This is a genomic window from Mesobacillus sp., from assembly GCF_047739415.1.
GTDB lineage: Bacteria > Bacillota > Bacilli > Bacillales > Cytobacillaceae > Mesobacillus.
The window spans coordinates 49,476-68,820 of sequence record NZ_JBIQOE010000287.1 but is presented as its reverse complement, the minus strand read 5'-3'; the positions used below and the strand labels follow the sequence as shown (position 1 = coordinate 68,820).

General features: G+C 44.5%; 18 protein-coding genes. 3 read left to right on the top strand and 15 right to left on the bottom strand.

All coding sequences use genetic code 11. The annotated features are described in order from the left end of the window. Window positions 1-111: 111 nt before the first annotated feature. The gene (gene spoIIID / locus ACH0QE_RS23315) at window positions 112-384 is read right to left on the bottom strand and encodes a sporulation transcriptional regulator SpoIIID (RefSeq protein WP_031307660.1); all 273 of its coding nucleotides are present in this window, start codon (window positions 382-384) and stop codon (window positions 112-114) included. A gap of 396 nt (window positions 385-780) precedes the next feature. Here spoIIID and ACH0QE_RS23310 point away from each other — a divergent pair, with 396 nt between their 5' ends. Next, the gene (locus tag ACH0QE_RS23310; protein ID WP_415802810.1) at window positions 781-1,569 is read left to right on the top strand and encodes a LysM peptidoglycan-binding domain-containing protein; all 789 of its coding nucleotides are present in this window, start codon (window positions 781-783) and stop codon (window positions 1,567-1,569) included. Window positions 1,570-1,614: 45 nt separating this feature from the next. Here the strand turns inward: ACH0QE_RS23310 and ACH0QE_RS23305 are convergent, their stop codons facing one another. The 10 genes from ACH0QE_RS23305 to ACH0QE_RS23260 all read right to left on the bottom strand — a co-directional run bounded on the left by ACH0QE_RS23305 (window position 1,615) and on the right by ACH0QE_RS23260 (window position 13,086). Further along, the gene (locus tag ACH0QE_RS23305; protein WP_415802809.1) at window positions 1,615-2,133 is read right to left on the bottom strand and encodes a hypothetical protein; all 519 of its coding nucleotides are present in this window, start codon (window positions 2,131-2,133) and stop codon (window positions 1,615-1,617) included. A 24-nt stretch (window positions 2,134-2,157) separates the two neighbouring features. Continuing rightward, a complete protein-coding gene (locus ACH0QE_RS23300; RefSeq protein ID WP_415802808.1) occupies window positions 2,158-2,505 on the bottom strand; it encodes a hypothetical protein in 348 nt (115 codons plus the stop codon). A gap of 384 nt (window positions 2,506-2,889) precedes the next feature. After that, the gene (locus ACH0QE_RS23295) at window positions 2,890-3,555 is read right to left on the bottom strand and encodes a 3'-5' exonuclease (RefSeq protein WP_415802807.1); all 666 of its coding nucleotides are present in this window, start codon (window positions 3,553-3,555) and stop codon (window positions 2,890-2,892) included. A 182-nt stretch (window positions 3,556-3,737) separates the two neighbouring features. After that, entirely contained in the window at window positions 3,738-5,624 is a 1,887-nt protein-coding gene (locus ACH0QE_RS23290; protein WP_415802806.1) for a DUF294 nucleotidyltransferase-like domain-containing protein, read from the bottom strand. Then, a complete protein-coding gene (locus ACH0QE_RS23285; protein WP_415802805.1) occupies window positions 5,608-7,275 on the bottom strand; it encodes a sodium:solute symporter family protein in 1,668 nt (555 codons plus the stop codon). Before ACH0QE_RS23285 ends, ACH0QE_RS23290 begins: the two co-directional genes overlap by 17 nt. Window positions 7,276-7,320: 45 nt before the next feature. Beyond that, a complete protein-coding gene (locus tag ACH0QE_RS23280) occupies window positions 7,321-7,623 on the bottom strand; it encodes a DUF4212 domain-containing protein (RefSeq protein ID WP_415802803.1) in 303 nt (100 codons plus the stop codon). 179 nt (window positions 7,624-7,802) lie between these two features. Beyond that, a complete protein-coding gene (locus ACH0QE_RS23275; protein WP_415802802.1) occupies window positions 7,803-7,985 on the bottom strand; it encodes a hypothetical protein in 183 nt (60 codons plus the stop codon). Window positions 7,986-8,324: 339 nt separating this feature from the next. Continuing rightward, window positions 8,325-9,929: a gamma-glutamyltransferase family protein gene (locus ACH0QE_RS23270; protein WP_415802801.1), complete on the bottom strand. Its 1,605-nt coding sequence runs from the start codon at window positions 9,927-9,929 to the stop codon at window positions 8,325-8,327. A 112-nt stretch (window positions 9,930-10,041) separates the two neighbouring features. Further along, window positions 10,042-12,042 carry a penicillin-binding transpeptidase domain-containing protein gene (locus tag ACH0QE_RS23265; RefSeq protein WP_415802800.1) on the bottom strand — a complete coding sequence of 667 codons (2,001 nt, stop codon included), beginning with the start codon at window positions 12,040-12,042 and terminating at the stop codon, window positions 10,042-10,044. Between the two features lie 126 nt (window positions 12,043-12,168). After that, window positions 12,169-13,086 carry a peptidoglycan DD-metalloendopeptidase family protein gene (locus tag ACH0QE_RS23260; protein WP_415802799.1) on the bottom strand — a complete coding sequence of 306 codons (918 nt, stop codon included), beginning with the start codon at window positions 13,084-13,086 and terminating at the stop codon, window positions 12,169-12,171. A 224-nt stretch (window positions 13,087-13,310) separates the two neighbouring features. On the opposite strand from ACH0QE_RS23260, the gene ACH0QE_RS23255 reads away from it, so the two are divergent. Both ACH0QE_RS23255 and ACH0QE_RS23250 read left to right on the top strand, forming a co-directional pair. After that, window positions 13,311-13,748 carry a VanZ family protein gene (locus ACH0QE_RS23255; protein WP_415802798.1) on the top strand — a complete coding sequence of 146 codons (438 nt, stop codon included), beginning with the start codon at window positions 13,311-13,313 and terminating at the stop codon, window positions 13,746-13,748. Between the two features lie 317 nt (window positions 13,749-14,065). Then, on the top strand, window positions 14,066-15,055 hold the full coding sequence (locus ACH0QE_RS23250; protein ID WP_415802797.1) for a nuclease-related domain-containing protein: 990 nt from the start codon (window positions 14,066-14,068) through the stop codon (window positions 15,053-15,055). 98 nt (window positions 15,056-15,153) lie between these two features. On the opposite strand, the gene spoIID is transcribed toward ACH0QE_RS23250, so the two are convergent. From spoIID to ACH0QE_RS23230, 4 genes are all read right to left on the bottom strand, one after another. After that, window positions 15,154-16,182: a stage II sporulation protein D gene (spoIID, locus tag ACH0QE_RS23245; RefSeq protein ID WP_415802796.1), complete on the bottom strand. Its 1,029-nt coding sequence runs from the start codon at window positions 16,180-16,182 to the stop codon at window positions 15,154-15,156. A gap of 248 nt (window positions 16,183-16,430) precedes the next feature. Further along, complete coding sequence (murA, locus tag ACH0QE_RS23240) at window positions 16,431-17,738, bottom strand: UDP-N-acetylglucosamine 1-carboxyvinyltransferase (RefSeq protein ID WP_415802795.1); 1,308 nt, start codon at window positions 17,736-17,738, stop codon at window positions 16,431-16,433. Between the two features lie 32 nt (window positions 17,739-17,770). Beyond that, on the bottom strand, window positions 17,771-18,490 hold the full coding sequence (locus tag ACH0QE_RS23235) for a YwmB family TATA-box binding protein (protein WP_415802793.1): 720 nt from the start codon (window positions 18,488-18,490) through the stop codon (window positions 17,771-17,773). A 331-nt stretch (window positions 18,491-18,821) separates the two neighbouring features. After that, a complete protein-coding gene (locus ACH0QE_RS23230) occupies window positions 18,822-19,058 on the bottom strand; it encodes a DUF1146 family protein (RefSeq protein ID WP_102264569.1) in 237 nt (78 codons plus the stop codon). Window positions 19,059-19,345 lie beyond the last annotated feature (287 nt).

The following is a 19,345-nucleotide window of genomic DNA, read 5'->3' as shown; positions in this document are numbered from 1 at the left end:
GTGGCGATGCCCGGCTTTTCCGAATCTAAGCTGGGCATTTTTCATTTTGTTGTTGGCAATGATCACACAGCTGAATTACGTTCCCTCCAATCTGTTTGTTTCAATTCTTTTTCACTTAACCGGCTCTTCTTCCCTTTCCTCTTTGCGGTACTTCATTTTTGTGGCTTCCCCGCCTCTCAAATGGCGGATTGATTTATGATAATCAAGGATTTCTTTTACTTCATTGGCAAGGTCAGGGTTGATCTCAGGCAATCTTTCTGTCAGGTCTTTATGGACTGTACTTTTGGATACGCCAAACTCCTTCGCTATGACGCGAACTGTTTTTCTCGTCTCCACGATATACTTTCCAATCTTGATTGTTCTCTCTTTGATGTAATCGTGCACACCACTCGCCCTCCCTAAATTGGATGTGAGAAGTGTGAAATGAGACTCGCTTTTATCTGCCAATACTGCATTCCGCAAAAAATGATTACTTGCGGCAGAAGGTTGACCCTTCTGAATATTACTAAGATTAATCATGTCCCCGGCTGAATCCTCATATTGTTCAAACGATTCCTCACCTCAAACACTCTCTTTGTCAGGTTTGTAACATTTTATTAGCTTGGTTGAGGATATATGCACGAAAAAAGCAATAGGGACAAGGTATTGTAAAGTTTTTTGAAAAATTCAACTATTTTAAAGGAGAAAAACTTTCCTATATACCCATATTTATGTACACAAAAACCTGCTTCTTAGCGAATTTCTGTTAAGGAGTTATTTTTTATTGGGGGAGAAGCAGACTTGATTACCTACAGACAGACTAGAAAACAGAGAATCAGAGAGCAAAAACGCAAAGTTACCTTGAAACGGAACAGAAAATTGATCGGCGCAGCAGTAGCTGGATCGGTCGCGGCAGGATTGCTTTTTGGCATCGGCCAAAAGAAAACAGATGCAGTCGGATCTTTTTACACCGTACAAAAAGGCGATACACTTTACAGCCTGGCGAAGGAATTCGATACATCAGTTGAAATGCTTCAGGAAGTGAACTCACTAACTTCAGATTTCATTAGAGCCGGGCAGCAGCTTGAGGTACCGCTTGAGGCTGAAGCAGGGTTATATATTGTTAAAAAAGGCGACACCTTGTTCTCCCTGGCAAAAAAATACGGTGTTACTGTGACGGATTTAAAAAGGGAAAATAAATTGGTTAGTGACTCGATTTATGTTGGACAAGACCTATCAGTTCCAACTCATGGCTTCGAAACTGACGAAGGAATGTACGTCGTCAATCCAGGAGATACACTGTTCAATATATCCCAGCGTTTTGATGTAAGCCAGAAAGAATTAAAGCAAGCTAACGGTTTAAAGGAAGACATGGTACTGATCGGCCAACAGCTGGTTATTCCGGGAGAAATTGAATTCATGGAGGCAACCATTAACGGGGCGGCTGATAATTTTACTGTTGAGTTTGAGACCGATGGCAAAGCGGTTCCATTGAAAGTATCTTTTGGAACAGCAAGGAAATATGGCGAACTGGAAGGCCAGCGAGTTCTTGTCTCTTTTAAGAATGATGCTTTGATCAATATTCAATAATAAAGAATGCTTAGAGTACACACCACTCTAAGCATTCTTTATTATTTATCTTCTTGTATATTCATCTATTAGAAAGAAAATGATCGAACATAATGTTGGCAATATGAAAACACCGGGTTCAAGGTAGTCTGACAGTCCAAAAACCGCTGTAAATAGACCAAAAACAATGTGCATTGAACCAGATACCAGAGCACGATACTTCTTGAAATTTCGAGAAACAAGTTCTGCGATGACGGAAGCTGGTATTCCGTAACAGAAAATCCCTATAGAACTAAAGAAAAATACAAGCAGAAACCCAGCAATAATCTCAATATCAACAGAAGAAAAATCTTGCATAGCGGAGAATACAATAAATCCAAATGAGAAAGCAAGTGAAGTGTAAAAAGCAACTCTTACCTTCCTTAGTTTATTTTCGAACATAATATCTCTAGCGATAGGGACTAAAAATGCCATTGCAAAGATAGCCAGAACTAATTTTATGTATGCTGGAATAGTAGAGACATAAATAATAAATAAAACCATAGAAACAGAGATATTAGGTATTATATTTTGGGCTCTTAACATGTTACCGTCCTTTCTCCACAAATATTATATCCAAAAGAAGTAATAGGCAGCTGCTGCTATCAAGGAAAAAGACATCATTCCTACACCTTGTTTATAACTCACATCCAATAGTTCAAGGCCACCATAAAACCAGCTTATGATAAACATGGATATACCGATATGCTGGATTACAGGAATGAATGTAATCATCCCGGTGAATATTAAGAGCATACCGATATGTCTAAATCCATCATCCAGATAATATAAAGGGTTTTTTAATGAGGCTTTGATTTCCGCTTGCTCCTCTTTATCCAACTTCCTGTAAATCTGTATAAAACGGACAATCGGTACACCCCACAACAATACCAAAAACACCATTTGCACGGCATCCATGCATTTCCCCCATTTACATAACAAGTAGAATAAAACTACATTTCTTTAACGAATAGGCTCTGTTAAACACGGCTGTTGATTTTCGTTCCAGGCGCTTCGCTTTCCGCGGGCAGTCCGGGAGCCTCCTCGGCGCTTCATGCGCCTGCGGGGTCTCCCGATGACTTGCTCATCCCGCAGGAGTCTTCGCGCCTTCCACTACAATCAACAGGATGTAAAAACAACATTTAGCTTTAACAGAGCCAAAGAATAAAATACATATTTTTACACTATCAACATTATATGAGATTATCAAGACTGAGTCTACCGCGAATCGCCGAGCGATATGCCTTGTTCCTAATCAAGTTCAATCAAACACGTATCGCTGGCCGATATTTCTGTTTCCACTTAAAACTGCATCGACCGCATCTGGCTGTCGGTGGCCTTGATCAGCTCGCCCCAGGTGGAGTGTCCCCGGTCTTTGAACTGCTGCAGAAGCTCGGTGAACAGATACGCTGTGGTCAACGCGTCTCCTATCGCGCTGTGGCGATCATATATTCGTGTACCGAATGCCATCGCATATCGTTCGAGGTCACGCATATCGTATGAAGGAGCAATAAAGCCAATCAAATCGAGTGTATCAATGGTGAACAGCTTTTTCAGCGCCAGCTTTTCACGTTTCAGCTCGCTTTTCAGCACGAGGTGATCAAAGCCGACATAGTGCCCAACAAGGCATACCGCCTCGTGAGACTCAACGTAGTCAAAGAATTCATGTATCGCCTTTGCAGCTACCGGTGCTCCCGCAACTTTTTCATTCGTTATCGATGTCAGATCGATTATTTCCCGAGAAATTTGTCGCTCAGGGTTCACATATGTCTGAAAACGGTCATTTTCCTTCACCTTCAGCCCGCTAACAGGAACAGCGCCAATTTCAATGAGCCGGTCTATGGTCGCCACTTGGAACCCCGTAGTCTCCGTGTCGAAAACAATAAAAGTCAAATCATCGATTCTAGTCGATAAAGGAATCTTTTCATACATAAGCGGGCAGGAAATATTCTTGCGTTGAAAAAACATGCCAGCCTCCTTTCACAGTGCCTTTTACCTTCCGCAATTTGTCAAACTCAAAAATAGTAACATTTTTCACCAAGTAGATCAGTTACTGCAGTGCCTGCGACCGTACGATTTTTTCGATTCTCTTGCTAGTAATTTTCAGACGCACGGTGCCACCTATCTCCCGTGTCTCTTACCGGAACACATTATACCGAGAATCTAGCAAATACCATTCCCTGGAGTTCGCGGAGTGTTCGCAAGCTGAGGATGAGTTCGTCTTTTTGTCTGGTTGACATGGTGGCAAATGATAGGACGGAGCTGCCGCCGTTAATTCCCCATCTTTGCCTGATATAAAGGTCGAGCACGTGGCTGAAGGCTTCTTTAAGGTCTTCTGTGAATCCTTCGGTGAAGATACCCTTCCCTTTTAAGCTAGCGATTTTCTCTAGCGGTGTTCCCGGCACTCCTCCGTAATAAAGTGATAGTATCTGCAGGCTGTGGTGGAATGGGAATAAGATTTCTTTTTTCATATCGATGCTTTTCCTGGCAAGCTTGAACAGGGCCCGGACTGGTTCATCCAATGTCGGGATTTCTTGTTCCTTTTCGGTTTGGACCATCCGATATAGGAAAATTTTTGAGCGTTCGAGCAGCTCGGTGATTTTTGCTTCGAACTCCTCATTAAGCTCTTCACTCCCAGCCACGAAACGGTAGGAAAAAAAGTTATGTGCCAGCAGAAGGTTATCATTCGTGGACTGCAGCATCCACTTCCTGACGCGATCCTGCCATTGCAGCAGCGTCCCTCTCCACTGCTCCTCACTAGACATCATTAAGCCTTTGCAGCGTGCGTAGCCAGCTGCCTCTAGCCTTGCAGTGATCTCAGCTCCTAATTTTTCAAAGTAGCCATGCTCTTCCGTTTCGCCATACACCAGGAAATGATCCTGGTCCGTCAGCATGAATTGTTCTCCACGGCCGGCAGAACCCATTAAATAAAACGCAAAAGATGCAGGTGGTTCAAACCCTTTCTCGCGAAGTCCCTTAAGAGATAGTTCGACTGCTCTCCCTATCAATCGGTCGTATAATTTCGTGATTATATCGAGCAATGCTAGAGCCGGAATACGGTCTCGCATAAGCGTTTCGGTAATTTCATAGATTGCTGCCTTGATCTCTGGCAGTCTCGTTTCATCGGCCTCGTCGATCTTCTTTATTGTCCTCATCATGCTGTCGTTCTTTTTCCGAAGTAAGTCGGTCAGTGTAATAACCCCGGATATTTTCCCGTCATCAACCACAGGAAGATGCTTGATTCCATTCAGCAAAATTTCCGATAGAGCATCGTAATAGTAAGCGAACCTGGAGATTGTCACTGGATTCTCCGTCATTACAACCCTTGATGGCTCGTTAAAAGATATCCCCTTCGAAACCACCCGGCCTACGATATCCCGTTCTGTGATGATTCCTTTCAACTCACCGTTTTCTACTACCAGCACCGAACTCGTTTTACTTCCAACCATTCTCTGCGCTGTTTCCTGAATACTCGTGTCAGGAGAAACGGATGCTATTTTTTCCGACATCAGATCCTGAACCCTCGCTAAAATTGTCTCTCCCTCGCCGATTCCCTTTGCCATTTTCACCTGCTCGGCAAGTGAACCATAAACATCTTTCAGCCTGATCGAAACCTGGGTCAGCAGGTAATCATGGACATCCTGGTCATCCCATCTTTTTGCCAGGACGGAAAAAGGGATCAGCAGTGCCCGCACTTCTTCTACAGACCTGACCTCGACATTGGCCTGCGGTTTATCGGCACTCGAGAATCCGAGGAACTCTGCCAGACTTGAAAATCCTACAATTTCACCTTTTTGGATGACTTCAAGGACTTCTTCCTGGCCAGCGGCATTTTTCACGAATACCTCGGCAATTCCCTGTAAAATCAATAAAAGCCCCTGACGTGGTGTGTCCGTCTTGAGCATCATTTCTTTTTTTCCATAGGTAAGAGCTTCACATTCCTCGACAAGGGAAAGGGCTGTGCGTTCATCCACCCCCTGGAACAGGGGATGGAACTGCACAGCCTTCCAAATTTCCTTATTAAGCTTTTGTTGCATCGTCATTCATCCAAACTTCGCCGTTCTTATAAGTCATCTGTTCAGGATAACGAAGGTCGAGTACTTCCTCCTGAATTTTTTGCGATGGAGCCGGAGTCGCAAGTGAAACAATGACGTTCGCAAGGATTGCAGCTGTAGCACCGAATACTCCCGCACCGGTATCGATGATGCCAAGAATCGTGAAGCCTCCATATTTTGCTGCGAAAATGTATCCGAGTGTCACAGCAAGACCGATAAGCATTCCTGCAATAACACCTTGAGAGTTTGAGCGCTTCCACCATACACCAAGGATCAGTGCCGGGAAGAATGTTCCACTCGCAAGCGCGAAGGCCCAGGCAACGATTTGCGTGATTGCACCCGGAGGATCCAGGGCAACAAGACCAGCAAATACTGTAGCCACAACAATTGAAATACGAGCCACATTCAGGCGGGTTTTCTCAGTAGCATTTGGCTTCATGACACGATAGTAGATGTCATGTGCAAAAGCGGAAGAAATCGCGATCATCAAGCCGCCGGCTGTAGAAAGGGCAGCGGCCATAGCGCCTGCCGCTACAAGGCCGATGACGAATACGCCAAGATTGGCAATCTCAGGTGTCGCCATAACGACGATATCGTTGGAAATGATCAATTCACTCCACTGAAGGATTCCATCGCCATTTCCGTCGGCAACTTGAAGCTTTCCAGTATCAACCCATGATTTCGTCCAGGCAGGAAGCTCGCTGATTTTGCTGCCGGCAACCTTTGTCATTAGGATAAAGCGCGAGAATGCTGCATATGCAGGTGCAGACAGATAAAGCAAGCCAATGAAAAGAAGTGCCCATGCACCTGACCAGCGAGCAGCCTTCATCGTTGAAACTGTATAGAAGCGGACGATTACGTGCGGAAGCCCCGCCGTACCGGCCATCAATGTAAACATCAGGGCAAGGAATTGCCACTTTGTGCCGTTCGTGAATGGCGCGAAGTATTCAGAAATGCCTAGTTCACGATCAAGTTCACCCATTTTTCCGACCAGCTCACCATAAGAAAGCCACGGAAGCGCGCTGTTCGTTAGCTGCAATGACATGAAAATAACCGGAATCAAATACGCAATGATCAAAATGATATACTGTGCAACCTGTGTCCAGGTGATTCCCTTCATACCGCCGAACGCAGCATATGTTGCGATCAAAACCACACCGATCATTGTGCCAAGCTTTGCATCGATTTCGAACAGTCGCCCGATAACCACGCCGGAACCGGAAAGCTGGCCGATCGAATAGGTGAAGCTGATGATAATCGTTGATATCGCCGCAATGACGCGGGCAGTGTGGCTGTTGTATCGGTCGCCGATAAATTCAGGAACCGTATAGCGGCCGTATTTCCTTAGCTGTGGCGCAAGCAGGAATGTCAGCAGCAAATAGCCGCCAGTCCATCCCATGATATAAGCAAGGCCATCATAGCCGAGAAGCATGATCGTACCCGCGAGTCCAATGAAGGAAGCGGCACTCATCCAGTCAGCACCAATCGCCATCCCGTTGAAAATTGGCGGGACGCCGCGGCTGGCAACATAGAAATCAGATGTCTGCTTAGCCGTATTGAAAACCGCAATCCCGATATACAAACCAAATGTAGCTAAAATAATAGATAATGAGACCAAGAATTGTGTATCCAAAGTTCTCCCCCTTATTCAAACGCTCTTTTTTTCTTCCCCCGTGATTTAGTGATCCAGGCTCTTTCCTTCGCTCAAACGGACATTCTTTTCCTCATCGATTCCATACTTCCTGTCAATGCCATCGCTAAGCTTTGCATTGACAAACAGCAGGATGATGAATGTGACTATCGCTCCCTGCGCTCCCATGAAATAGTGGAACGGGAAACCGCCGATTGAAATCTCGCTTAGCGGCTCGGCAATCATCACCGCGCCGAACGAAACGAGGAACCATATGATGAAATAAATGATCATGTTACGGGTCTTTTCACGGAAATACGCGTCAGCAACTGACTTATCAATTTTCTTCACATTTACACCCCTTTGGTTTTGCTAATCCCCTTTGTATAATCCTTCATGAACGACAGAAACAGCCTAGCAATAGAAAGCTTTCCCCACTCCTTTGTATATGGATTTGAATTATATGAACCTTGCGCCAGGCAAAGTTGATACCTATTTCAGGCGAAAAAATGAATTAGAACCTGGATGGATTAACTTAGGCTGAAGATAAATTTTACCGTTTCGAAAAATGGAGCTGGGACCATGATGATCTGGATGAGGAAGTAAAGAAATATACTCAGGAATGGGATTGCCAGAAAAATTACCTTATTTTTTTTCAAACCCAAGAAAAGGCTGACGCCGGTAATCACCAGCAGGCCGATTAAGATAATCACATTGATTCCTCCTGTGAAAAAGTTATTTTGCATATAGATGAATAATTATTTATTTAACTAAATCTTTAGAAAATTTAATTTAATTATCCATATAATGTCCAGGCTGGTCAATACGTTATTTTTAAAAAATGTAATCGTTTTCTATGTCGATATTTTTCCGACCGTGGTAAATTCGTTAGCAGTAGTAAGGATTTAAGGGTATGTAAAGCGGAGGAGTTTGTCGAAAAAATTTTTTTAAATGGAATAATATCATTCCCACAGAGTTGGATTGTTTGTAATGATTTTACAGAATAGTAAAAGGCACACTCAAAGTTGAGTGTGCCTTCATTAGAATATAATTTACCAGCAGGCAATTGCACCGTCGGTTCTCATTTCCGTTCCGCCGGTCAAAACCCCGGTTTCCGGATTGCGGACAATGACCTGTCCACTGCCGAAGCCTCCACCATCATATGCTACCTTCATCAGATGCCCGCGGGATGCGAGCTCCTTGACGATATGATTCGGGAAGTTATGTTCAACTTCGATTTGTTTGCCTTCGATCCATTGCCAGCGCGGTGCATCAAGCGCCGCCTGAGGATTCAAGCCAAAGTCAATCATATTCATCGCCACCTGGACATGCCCCTGTGGCTGCATATAGCCGCCCATCACGCCGAATGGACCAACTGCCTGGCCATCTTTCGTGATGAAGCCTGGAATGATCGTATGGTATGTCTTCTTGCCCGGAGCAAGTGCGTTTGCGTGGTTATGATCAAGCGAGAAGTCATGACCACGGTTTTGAAGGCCAATCCCTGTGCCTGGAACGACAACTCCTGAGCCAAAGCCCATATAGTTGCTCTGGATGAAGGAAACCATGTTGCCTTCTCCATCCGCAGTCGACAGATATACTGTTCCGCCTTTAGGAAGAGAGCCCGGTTCAGGCATTCTCGCTTCATCACTGATTTTAGCACGTCCATCCTCACCGTACTGCTCTGATAGAAGGTCCGCTACCTTCGCCTGCATTGTCGCAGGATCAGTCACATATTCCTTCCCATCCGTGAACGCCTGCTTCATCGCTTCAAGCTGCAGATGGACGCCATTCACGTCATCCCGGTGAGTAAACTCATAACCTTTTAAAATATTCAATGCCATTAAGGCAACGATTCCCTGCCCGTTCGGCGGGATTTCCCATACCTCATGGCCGCGGTATGACACTGAAATTGGGTCCACCCATTCAGGATGATAGTTTTCGAGATCGGATTTACTCAGGAATGCCCCTGCTTTTTCAGAGGCTTGAGCGATTCTATTAGCCAGCGCGCCCCTGTAAAAGCTTTCCCCATTCGTTTCGGCGATTTCCTGGAGCGTGTTCGCATGGTCCTCCGATTTCCACATCTCGCCGGCTTCAGGAACCTTGCCATTAGGAGCAAAAACTCGGAACCACTCCTCGTACTCCTCACCTTGGAAGCGAGTCTTGTATGCATTGTAAGCACTCTTCCAGTATTTTGCGAGAATAGGAGTCAGCGGATACCCATTTCGCGCATAGTCAATCGCTGGCTGCAGCACCTCAGTAAGCGGCAGGCGACCGAATTTTTTCGATAACTCTGCCCATGCTGCTGGCGCTCCTGGAACCGTAACCGGAATCCAGCCATGTGAAGGCATTTTTTCATGGCCAAGCTCTTTCACTTTCTCAATAGAAATTGATTGTGGAGCAGGACCGCTCGCATTCAAGCCATACAGCTTATCTTTTACCCAGACAAGCGCGAACGCGTCGCCGCCAATCCCGTTAGAAGTCGGTTCAACAACCGTCAGGCATGCTGCTGTCGCGATCGCCGCATCAATCGCGTTCCCGCCCTTTTTTAAAATATCAAGCCCAGCCTGCGCAGCAAGCGGCTGTGACGTAGCAACCATCCCATTACGCGCGACCGTCGCCATGCGCTGGGATGAGTAAGGATATGTATGCAAAGACATGTAGATTCCCCCAATATATTTTTCGTCCTACGAAATATTATACTCTTAATTGCTGAAAATTCGAAATAAAAAATCTTAGTAAAAAAGCCCAGCCTGATTCGGCCGGACTTTTTTACATTCCACTCTGCAGTCTTAGTTCATAAAAATCCTTCACTCGCGTCACGACGTCTTTTGAACCGGAATCCTCGATCATCATCGCGACGATCATGTCGGTGGATTGCGGGTTATAGGCGACGAACCATCCTAGTTCCTTGCCCTTTTCACCCTGCTTCTCTTTGATTTCCGCTGTTCCCGTTTTACCGGCGAGCGGATAGTTGGCGATCAGACCATTATGCGCCGTTCCTTTAGGATCGGTGATGACTTTTGTCAGCATGTTGCTTAGAGCCGCTGCATTAGCTGGGCTGACCAGGCCTTCCTGCCAAACTTGTCCCTGCTCATCTTCCATATTCAAAATCGGTTTAATAAGGTTACCCTCGTTTACCAAAGGTGAATAAGTGGTTGCAAGATGGAGGATATTCATTTCAATCTGTCCCTGGCCATAGGCTGAGTCTGCCAGGCTAATTTTACTGTCAATCTTACCGATTTGCGATGGCTCGATTGGATAGAGATACTCTGGCTGATCTTCAAAGCCAAATTTCTTCAGGCCTTCTGTAAAAGTATCTTGACCCATTCCGAGTGCTGCCCTCGCAAAGTAAATGTTATCTGAATAGATCAGTGCTTTTTCGAGGTTGATGCTGCCTTTGACGTCCGAATATCTTGTGACTTTGTATTTGCCCCATGATGCGTCTTTTTGCCACTGTTTCTCGTTAATTTCAAAAGCGGTATCAAGCTGCAGTTTGCCGCTTTCAAGGCCAATAGCGGCTGTGATTGGCTTGATCACAGAACCCGGCACATAAGTAAGCTTGAATCTATTAAGCGTCGGCTTGAGCGGATCATCTTCTAGTATTTTGCGTTTGTTTTGCGAGATTCCGAGCGCCATTTCATTCGGGTCGAAGCCCGGGGCGCTGACCAATGCCAGCGTTTCACCTGTCGTCGGATTGATTGCCGATGCGGTGCCAGCTTTTCCTTTTAGCTGGTCGTATAATTGCTGCTGGGCCACGACATCAATTGTCAGCTTGACATCCTCTCCGTTTTTGACAGGCTTTTCAGCAAGCGTCTTGACTGTGCCGTCTTCTTTCGCAATGGAAATCCTGACTCCGTTGGTTCCTTTTAGCTTTTCTTCAAGCACCTGCTCCAAACCACGGCGTCCGATGAGATCTGTGCTTGTGTAGCCTTTTCCCTCTAATTTTTCCAGGTCATCAGCCAGTACTGGGCCGACGTAGCCTATTAAGTGGGACAATGCCTCTCCGTAAGGATATTCACGGGCACCAACCATCTGGCTCGTCACCCCATCGAGTGCGAATAATTTTTCATGAAGCCCTTTGTCCGTCTTTGAAACTTTTTTCAATGGTACGAACAGGTCAGGTTTTACCCAGCCGGCGTTCATCGCTTTGTTGATTTTCTCCTCGGTCATATCGAGCAGTTCCGCAAGTTTCGTGATTGTCTGCTCTTTTGGCTCACCCAATTTGCCAGGGACTACTCCGACCTGGACAGCCGTCCCGTTGATCGCAAGTCCGTTTCCAGCCCGGTCAAGGATGCTGCCGCGTTCTGCCTGGACATTTTTGAAGCTTATTTTATCTCCTGCTTCGAGCTCTGGGAAAATGTACGTCGTGTTCCAGTCAACATACCAATTTGCTTTATCTTCACGTTCTTCTTTTACAAGAGTAGCATTGTGGTCGAATTCTATCGGACCAGCAGCGCTGTTCATTTTAGCTGAAAAAGGAAGTTCTGCGTTCTCTTCATATTCCTTTTCTTCCTCAGGCTGTTTATAGCTGACCTTCAGCTGGTCGATCTCTAAATCTTTATAAACTTTATTATAGCGAGAGACGAAATCCTCTTTGGTGATCGACTCCTTCGCTTTCTCAGATAAAAATCCATACATCTCATCAAACTTCTGGTCGTTCCAAAGCTTTACGTACTGGGAAAATCGTTCTTCAGGGGTCGGTTCCTTGCTGCAGCCGGAAATGAGTGCAGCGATGAAGACCGACAAGAGTATTAATAGTACCCGTTTCATATGTATCCCTCCTCCTGTATGATTTTACCATAGAATTGGCAATTAGATAAGTTCGGAGTATTTCATATTAATCCAATAAAAAAACCCGCCTTTATAGCAAGGCGGATTCCAAAATTTTATTTTTTATTAAGAGTTGCTTGAAGTATCAGAGTCAGTTGAAGAGTCTTTGTCTTTATCTTCTCCTGCGTCCTTATCTTCGTCTTTTTTATCAGAGCCGCCTTCAGCAGGCTTGTCTTCCGCTGGAGTTGTGCCTTCAGCATCTTCCTCTGAGCTTCCTTCCACATCTTCCTCGGCAGCATCTTCAGACTTGCCTGCATCTGCATCAGAAGAAGCTTTCTCTTCTGTCACATTTGCGTCCTGCAATGCGCTTAGTGGCTTATTGAAGTACTCATGCGGATTGACTGGTACATTGTCCTTGCGGATTTCAAAGTGCACGTGGTTGCCAGCCTTTTCATTGATCAGGCTTGTTCCGGATTTCGCAATGACTTGTCCTTGCTCGACCTGGTCGCCAACCTTAACTTGATAGTCTTTCACTGACTGATATTGTGTTACAATACCTTTGTCGTGCTCGATTTCGATGACATTTCCAAGCACTGCATCTTCCATGACATTGGTGACAGTACCGCTTAGTGATGCGATTACATCAAATTCCTTGCCATCTTTTGAAGCAATGTCTAACCCAGTGTTCGGATGGTACGTATTATCATAGAACACTAGAGCTGCTTCTTGCTCAGCCGCGTCGCCGTCATTGTCATAGAATTGCATTTGGATGACAGCATCGTCTTCATTCACCACTGGCATTACAAAGTTCTCCATCGAGCGGTTAACTTCAACTGCTGGCTGATCATTCATCTTTTTGCCAGGCATGTCAGTCGCTTTGTACTCGGACTGATCCAGTTTATCGGTTCCGCTGTTTTGATACCAAAGGACACCAGTTAGAATGATTGCGGCACTAGCAATATAAACTGTTGGATACACCCACCGCTTCTTGAAAAAGCTGTTCTTGCTTTTGTCTTGAGAAGATCTTTTTTCTTCCTCTCTCATTTTCATCACCTCAGCAATCAGTTTGAACAGAAGCGAAAAAATATATACATAGAGTTGAAAAATTTTTTACTGCTTATTTTTCGACAAAGGTTAGGATTTTATGCAAAAAAGTTTTTTTGGGATGTTAGCCGGTTATTTTAGGCCTGCTATCCCGTTGAACTGGCTCCTACTATATTGCTGTCCCCTGTAAGGAATGAGTTACTACTATAAAGCGAGGTATTAAGATGAAAAAGTTATTAGTATGGTTTTTACGCCTTCTTCCGCTTTTCTATATGGCGGCGATCTGGATCATGTCCAGCAATCCTGCAGATGCATTGGTTGAGCTCCCAAATCAGGGTGTTGACCGTTTTATAAAAGAATCACTCCATCTCGTTGAATTCGGGATCCTGTATGTGCTGCTCGTTCTGGCTGCGTTGACGACCGAGCGTTTTACTCCCGTGTTGAGCTTTGCATTCATGGGCGTGGCCATCCTGTACGGACTGCTCGACGAGATTCACCAGAGTTTCGTCCCATACCGATCGGCAACCCTGATTGATTTTATAAAAGACGTAATTGGGGTTTTAGCGGCCTCCCACTTCATACACCATGCATACTTCAGCGGCAAGTTCCCGCGGCTCGGGAGGGTTTTGCGTGGGATCGAGGAGAGAGTTCGGGGATTATAGCTGGATTTATTTTTAAGATAGTTATTAGTTACGGTTTTTTAGGGGCTGGCCTTGATATTGAGGCTGGCTTTTTGAATTCTAGCAGTGACTTTGGGTACTCAATTCTTCAACCGTTAAAAAAAATGCTGCAACCGTTAAATTTTTTGTCTAAACCGTTAAATTATTGGCTGCAACCGTTAAATTATTGCTCCCAACCGTAGAATTAAATTGTAATTAGTTAATCGGACATAAAACTTTCATAATAAAACAGTTATATCGGTAGGTATTTTCAGTGAAAACAAAGAATTCATATAAAAACTAATAAGGAAGTGACCATTTTGATTGAAAAAGAAAGGATATACCCGATTCGGCTTCTCATGTATGAGGCATTAATGGAAAGAATCTTACCAAATCATCCTAAAATCTCATTAATTGAACAAGATTACAAATCTCGCCGCGCGGGGTTTAAAGGTGAGCTGCAAACTGATTACCGTTTAAGTTTTTTACCTGAAAAAGGCTTCCACATCTTCCGGGATTTACGCCTTCAAGATGAAAAATGGCATTTCCAAATCGATACCCTTATCCTAACTCTTCGATATATCCTTCTAATTGAAACAAAAGCCTATTCCGGAACCCTTTTCTTCGACAAACATTCCCAACAAATGATACAAACAAAGAATGACTTAGAGAAATCATATGATAATCCCATTAACCAGGTTCGTATGCAAGCCTGGCATTTGAAAAGATGGCTCCAAATCCATAAATTCAGCGTCCCGCCCATATACCATCTCGTGGCCATCAGCAATTCCTCTACTATTATCAAAGTAAGTGATCGTTCCTTAAACAACTTGATTGTCAAAGGCGATGTATTATTAAGCCGAGTTCTTCAAATCGATGAAGGCACGTCAAATCCAAGTTTTACTGATAAAGATGTAAAAAAGTTATCAAAAACGCTTCTAAAGAATCATTCCCCACACCGCCCTGACATTCTTAAACAATATTCCCTTACACCAGATGACCTTCAAAAAGGAGTCCAATGTCCCTCCTGTTCAGCATATGGCATGTATCGCGAAAAATGGATATGGCGCTGTCCCGTGTGCATGCATAAGTCCAAAACAGCTCATCACAAGACTATAAAAGATTTTTTCCTCCTTATTAGTCCAACAGTCAAGAATCAGATGTGTAGAGAATTTTGCAGCGGTATTTCATCAAAAACAGCCAGCGATCTTTTAATTTCATTGAATTTGCCCTTCACAGGCACCACTAATGGCCGCGTCTACCACATGCCTCCAGACATCGAAACGTTCTTCAATATCGCGAAAAAATAATAGTTACCTAAACCAATCCCAAACGCGCTAAAAAGCCAGGGTGCTCTTCACCCTGGCCTCGTCATTATTCCGTTACCGCCGTTGCGGGCACATTAGATTTATTTCTTCGCCGTAACCTTCGTCAGCATGCTATCAGCTTCACTGATCTCAACGCCTTTGTAGTAGTGCTTGACGATGTCCTGGTAGGTCTTGCCTTCGGTGGCCATGCCGTTGGCTCCGTATTGGCTCATACCGACTCCGTGGCCGAAGCCTTCGGTGGTGATGACGACGTTGCTGCCTTTTAGCTCCCAGGTGAAGTCGCTGGAGCGGAGTTTTAGCTTCTCACGTACTTCCTTCCCTGTAAGGACCTTGCCGCCGATATCGATTTTTGCTACGCGGTTGCCTGATGTTCTCGAGATGACTTTGCCAATCTCCGGAGAGTTCGGAAGTTTGACACCAAGCTTTGATTCCACCTCAGCAACCTTCATTACCGTTTGGTTGCGGAACTTCGGCGACTCGAGATCCCATGGACTTTCTACACTGCGCAAATACGGTAGGGAGTTTGACCAGTATTCCTCTGAGTTTTCGGTGAAACCGTTCGATGTCGAGAAGAAGGTCGCATCGATTGGGGTGCCATCATATGTGAGCACCTGGCCATCCGTTGCTTTGACCGCCTCAGCTATCTTCTTTATCTTCCATTTGTAATCAACGCCCCACTGCTTTTTCAATTCTTCTTTATTTTTAAATACCTGGTGGATTTCAGTATCATTCAACTGGGCGCCTTCAGGTACGCCTACTTTATTTGGGCTGAGCATTTGTTTTACATAATAAGTCCTTGCTGACAGCGCCTGTGCCTTCAATGCCTCAAGCTCGAACTCAGCGGGCATTTCGGCAGCAACAACGCCGATCAAGTATTCATCAAGCGGAAGCTTCTCTGTCTTGGACAACGCTGTCCGGTAAACGGCTACCTCAACAGCCGAGTCTGCTGTAGGGACCGCGGCAACATCCTTTGCCTCACTTTGCAGCTCTTCCCCCAGTTTTCCGCCTGCCTTTTCTTCCATAAAAGGGAGGACAAGCAAGGATGGGATCAGGAGAGTGACGGCGAATAGAATTGCAGCTAGTACGATGAATGGTTTGAATTTTAACATAGAAAAAGCCTCCATTATGAAATTAATCCGGTCGTAAACCGTCTCATTTCATTCATATGGAGGCGGACAAGCTTTTATGACAGAAATCGAAAATGCATATTGTTCTGTCGAAAGTCTCATAATAAGTCGGTCAAAACAAATTCACGAAATTGGACATGAATTTTTGGACTCCAACCAGCCCATTAAAATCAAAAAACCGCAGAACTATACGTTAAAGCACAATTCTCCGGTTCATTGAGTAGTAATATTTATGCGTTCATGTCTGAGACTAATTTATCCGTTACTGGCTGCTCTTCTACTTCGCTGACGCGTTCGATGTCTGCGCCAAGTGCTGCAAGCTTATGATGGAAGTTCACATAGCCGCGGTCCAGGTGGTAAAGCTCTGTTACGCGGGTCATTCCATCTGCTACAAGTCCAGTCAGGATCAGTGATGCTGCTGCACGCAGGTCAGTTGCTGCCACTTCTGCTCCCTGAAGGTTTGATGGTCCGTTCATGATGACAGAGCGGCCATCGATTTTGATGTTTGCGTTCATGCGGCGGAATTCCTCCACGTGCATGAAGCGGTTTTCGAAAACAGTTTCCGTGATCATGCTTGTGCCCTGAGCGCGCAACAGCAATGCCATCATCTGGGATTGCATATCTGTCGGGAAGCCAGGGTGCGGCATCGTCTTGATGTCGACTGCTTTCAATTTTTCAGGCCCAATGACACGTAAGCCTTCTTCTTCTTCAATGATGGTAACGCCCATTTCTTCCATCTTCGCAACTAATGAAGAAAGATGTTCCGGTACAGCGCCTTTTACAAGGACGTTTCCGCCAGTGATGGCAGACGCAACCATGAAGGTTCCTGCTTCGATTCGGTCAGGAATGATGTTGTGGTCAGCACCAAACAGTACTTCTACACCTTCAATCTTGATTGTGCCAGTGCCGGCGCCTTTTACCTTCGCTCCCATTTTGTTCAGGAAGTTTGCAAGGTCGACGATTTCTGGTTCTTTTGCAACGTTTTCGATGACTGTTGTTCCTTTTGCAAGGACTGCCGCCATCATAATGTTTTCCGTAGCACCTACGCTAGGGAAATCAAGGTATATTTTAGCTCCGTGCAAACCATTGACTGCTTCGGCTTCGATAAAACCGTTGCCTACCTTGACAGTCGCACCCATTGCTTCAAAGCCTTTAAGGTGCTGGTCGATAGGACGGGAACCGATTGCACAGCCACCTGGCAATGCTACGCGAGCACGGCCATTCCTGGCAAGCAGGGATCCCATTACTAATACAGAAGCACGCATTTTACGAACATACTCAAAAGGTGCTTCTATTTTTAACTCTCTGGATGCATCTACTGTAATTGTGTTATTTTCAAACTCCACTACGGCGTTTAAAGAACGTAATACTTCGTTGATGGTATATACATCGGAGAGAGTTGGCACATCACGAATTACGCTTTTTCCGTCACTTGCTAATAATGTTGCAGCGATAACAGGCAAGACGGCATTCTTAGCTCCTTCAACCTTTACAGAACCGCTTAGCCTTTGTCCACCGCGGACGATGATTTTTTCCAAGTGTATTCCCCTCCGCGTCCAATTTCTCTATATTAATATTCAATCGTTATGATGGGTGTGCCAACTACGAGGGTAGTCTTTGCGCCCAATCGATCAGTTTTCCGTAATCCAAGCTGCAGATTCATCTCATGGTCATTGCTTAAAGAGTTGTCGAACAAAGGCGAAACGGCAGATGTGGAAATAAATGAGTCTTCTTCCAATCCTTCGACTTCCTCGGCTTGAAAAGCCTCAAGCAATTTAGTTTTATAAACAGGTAAAGCCGATTTTATCTTATCATTGATTTCGCCTTCAATACAAGAGAAAGTTGTGGCATTTCCGCGAAAAATGTCAAATATTCTGCCTGGTAAATTTTTGTTTAAAAAGGTTTCTGTATTTTTATTCCAATGCTGACCTCTGACCTCATACATCACATACGTATGTATCGGCCCGTTTGTGTCGGTAGAAACAATTTTAATTTTTTCCTGAATCTCAGAAGAATTCGAAACAGCTGTTAGTTCTCCATTGCGGCGGTTCCATGTCCAATTCGGAAGCTGGACCTTCAATTCTTTTACCAAGTCTTCGACATTTTCTTCTTCCAATGTTTCCCTTGCATATATAGACCAACCAGTGATCAAAATATTTTCGTCCTGCAAAACTGAGGCCAGAGTTTTTATTTCATGATCAGCGTCAGCTACAGTCGTCTTATTCCCAGCTTGAAGCACAATAAAACCAATAATGCCAAAAATTGATAAAATAAATGGAATCTTCTTCATATGTCCCTCACTCTCCCCTTATTACCATTCTTACCAGGAGAGCGAATCGCATACTTGGGAATTCTCGTCACTTTTTGACATCATTCTATGTACCAACTTGGCCGGGTGTTCATTGTTTGTGAAAAAACAAACATGCCAGCGCAAAAAAACAAGCACAAAGACAATAATACTCAAGTTTTCACGTTTTGGAAACATGTATGAAGACCTAATTTTTTACCAATTTGTATAGACCTTACAGCAGATGAGCTAAAAGTCCAAAAACTTGCTGGTGCATAGAGTTTGCTTAAAGGCATATAAAAGTCTGATAGTGAGTAACTACCCATTTAGAGCCTTACTGAAAAATCATCGGAAGCTGCTGTGACCATTGGAGGTAATCAAGGAAGAAATTACTTACTGTGGATCCCAGTGCGATGGATGCAAGTATATATAAAACTCGGGCTTGGAGAACATGGTTTGCCCGGAGCAGCTTATCAAATTGAAGTGCTTGAAGAGCCCACCATGAAATGGCGATAAATACAAGATGTGTTAGAATGCTGGTCAGCGCGAAGCCGCCAAAACCTGTTATCATAAAAATCCCCCCTTATCATGTTTATTTTAACATAAACGTGATGATTACCTGTTATTTAGACGTATCAGAATTCGGAAAGTTTCATGTGACCGAAAGTCCTCTTTCCAATCGCTTCGGGCACATGTTCATCTCTCTTGTAACCGAAACTTTCTCCCCGCTCGCAATTACAGCATATATCCTTCTTTGTTTTCGCATAATTTCAAGCCCATAAAAAACTGGCCCGCTATCAAAGCAAGGCCAGTTGAATTTACCCCTTTGTTTCCATGACTAGATTTTCCCCAAAATCC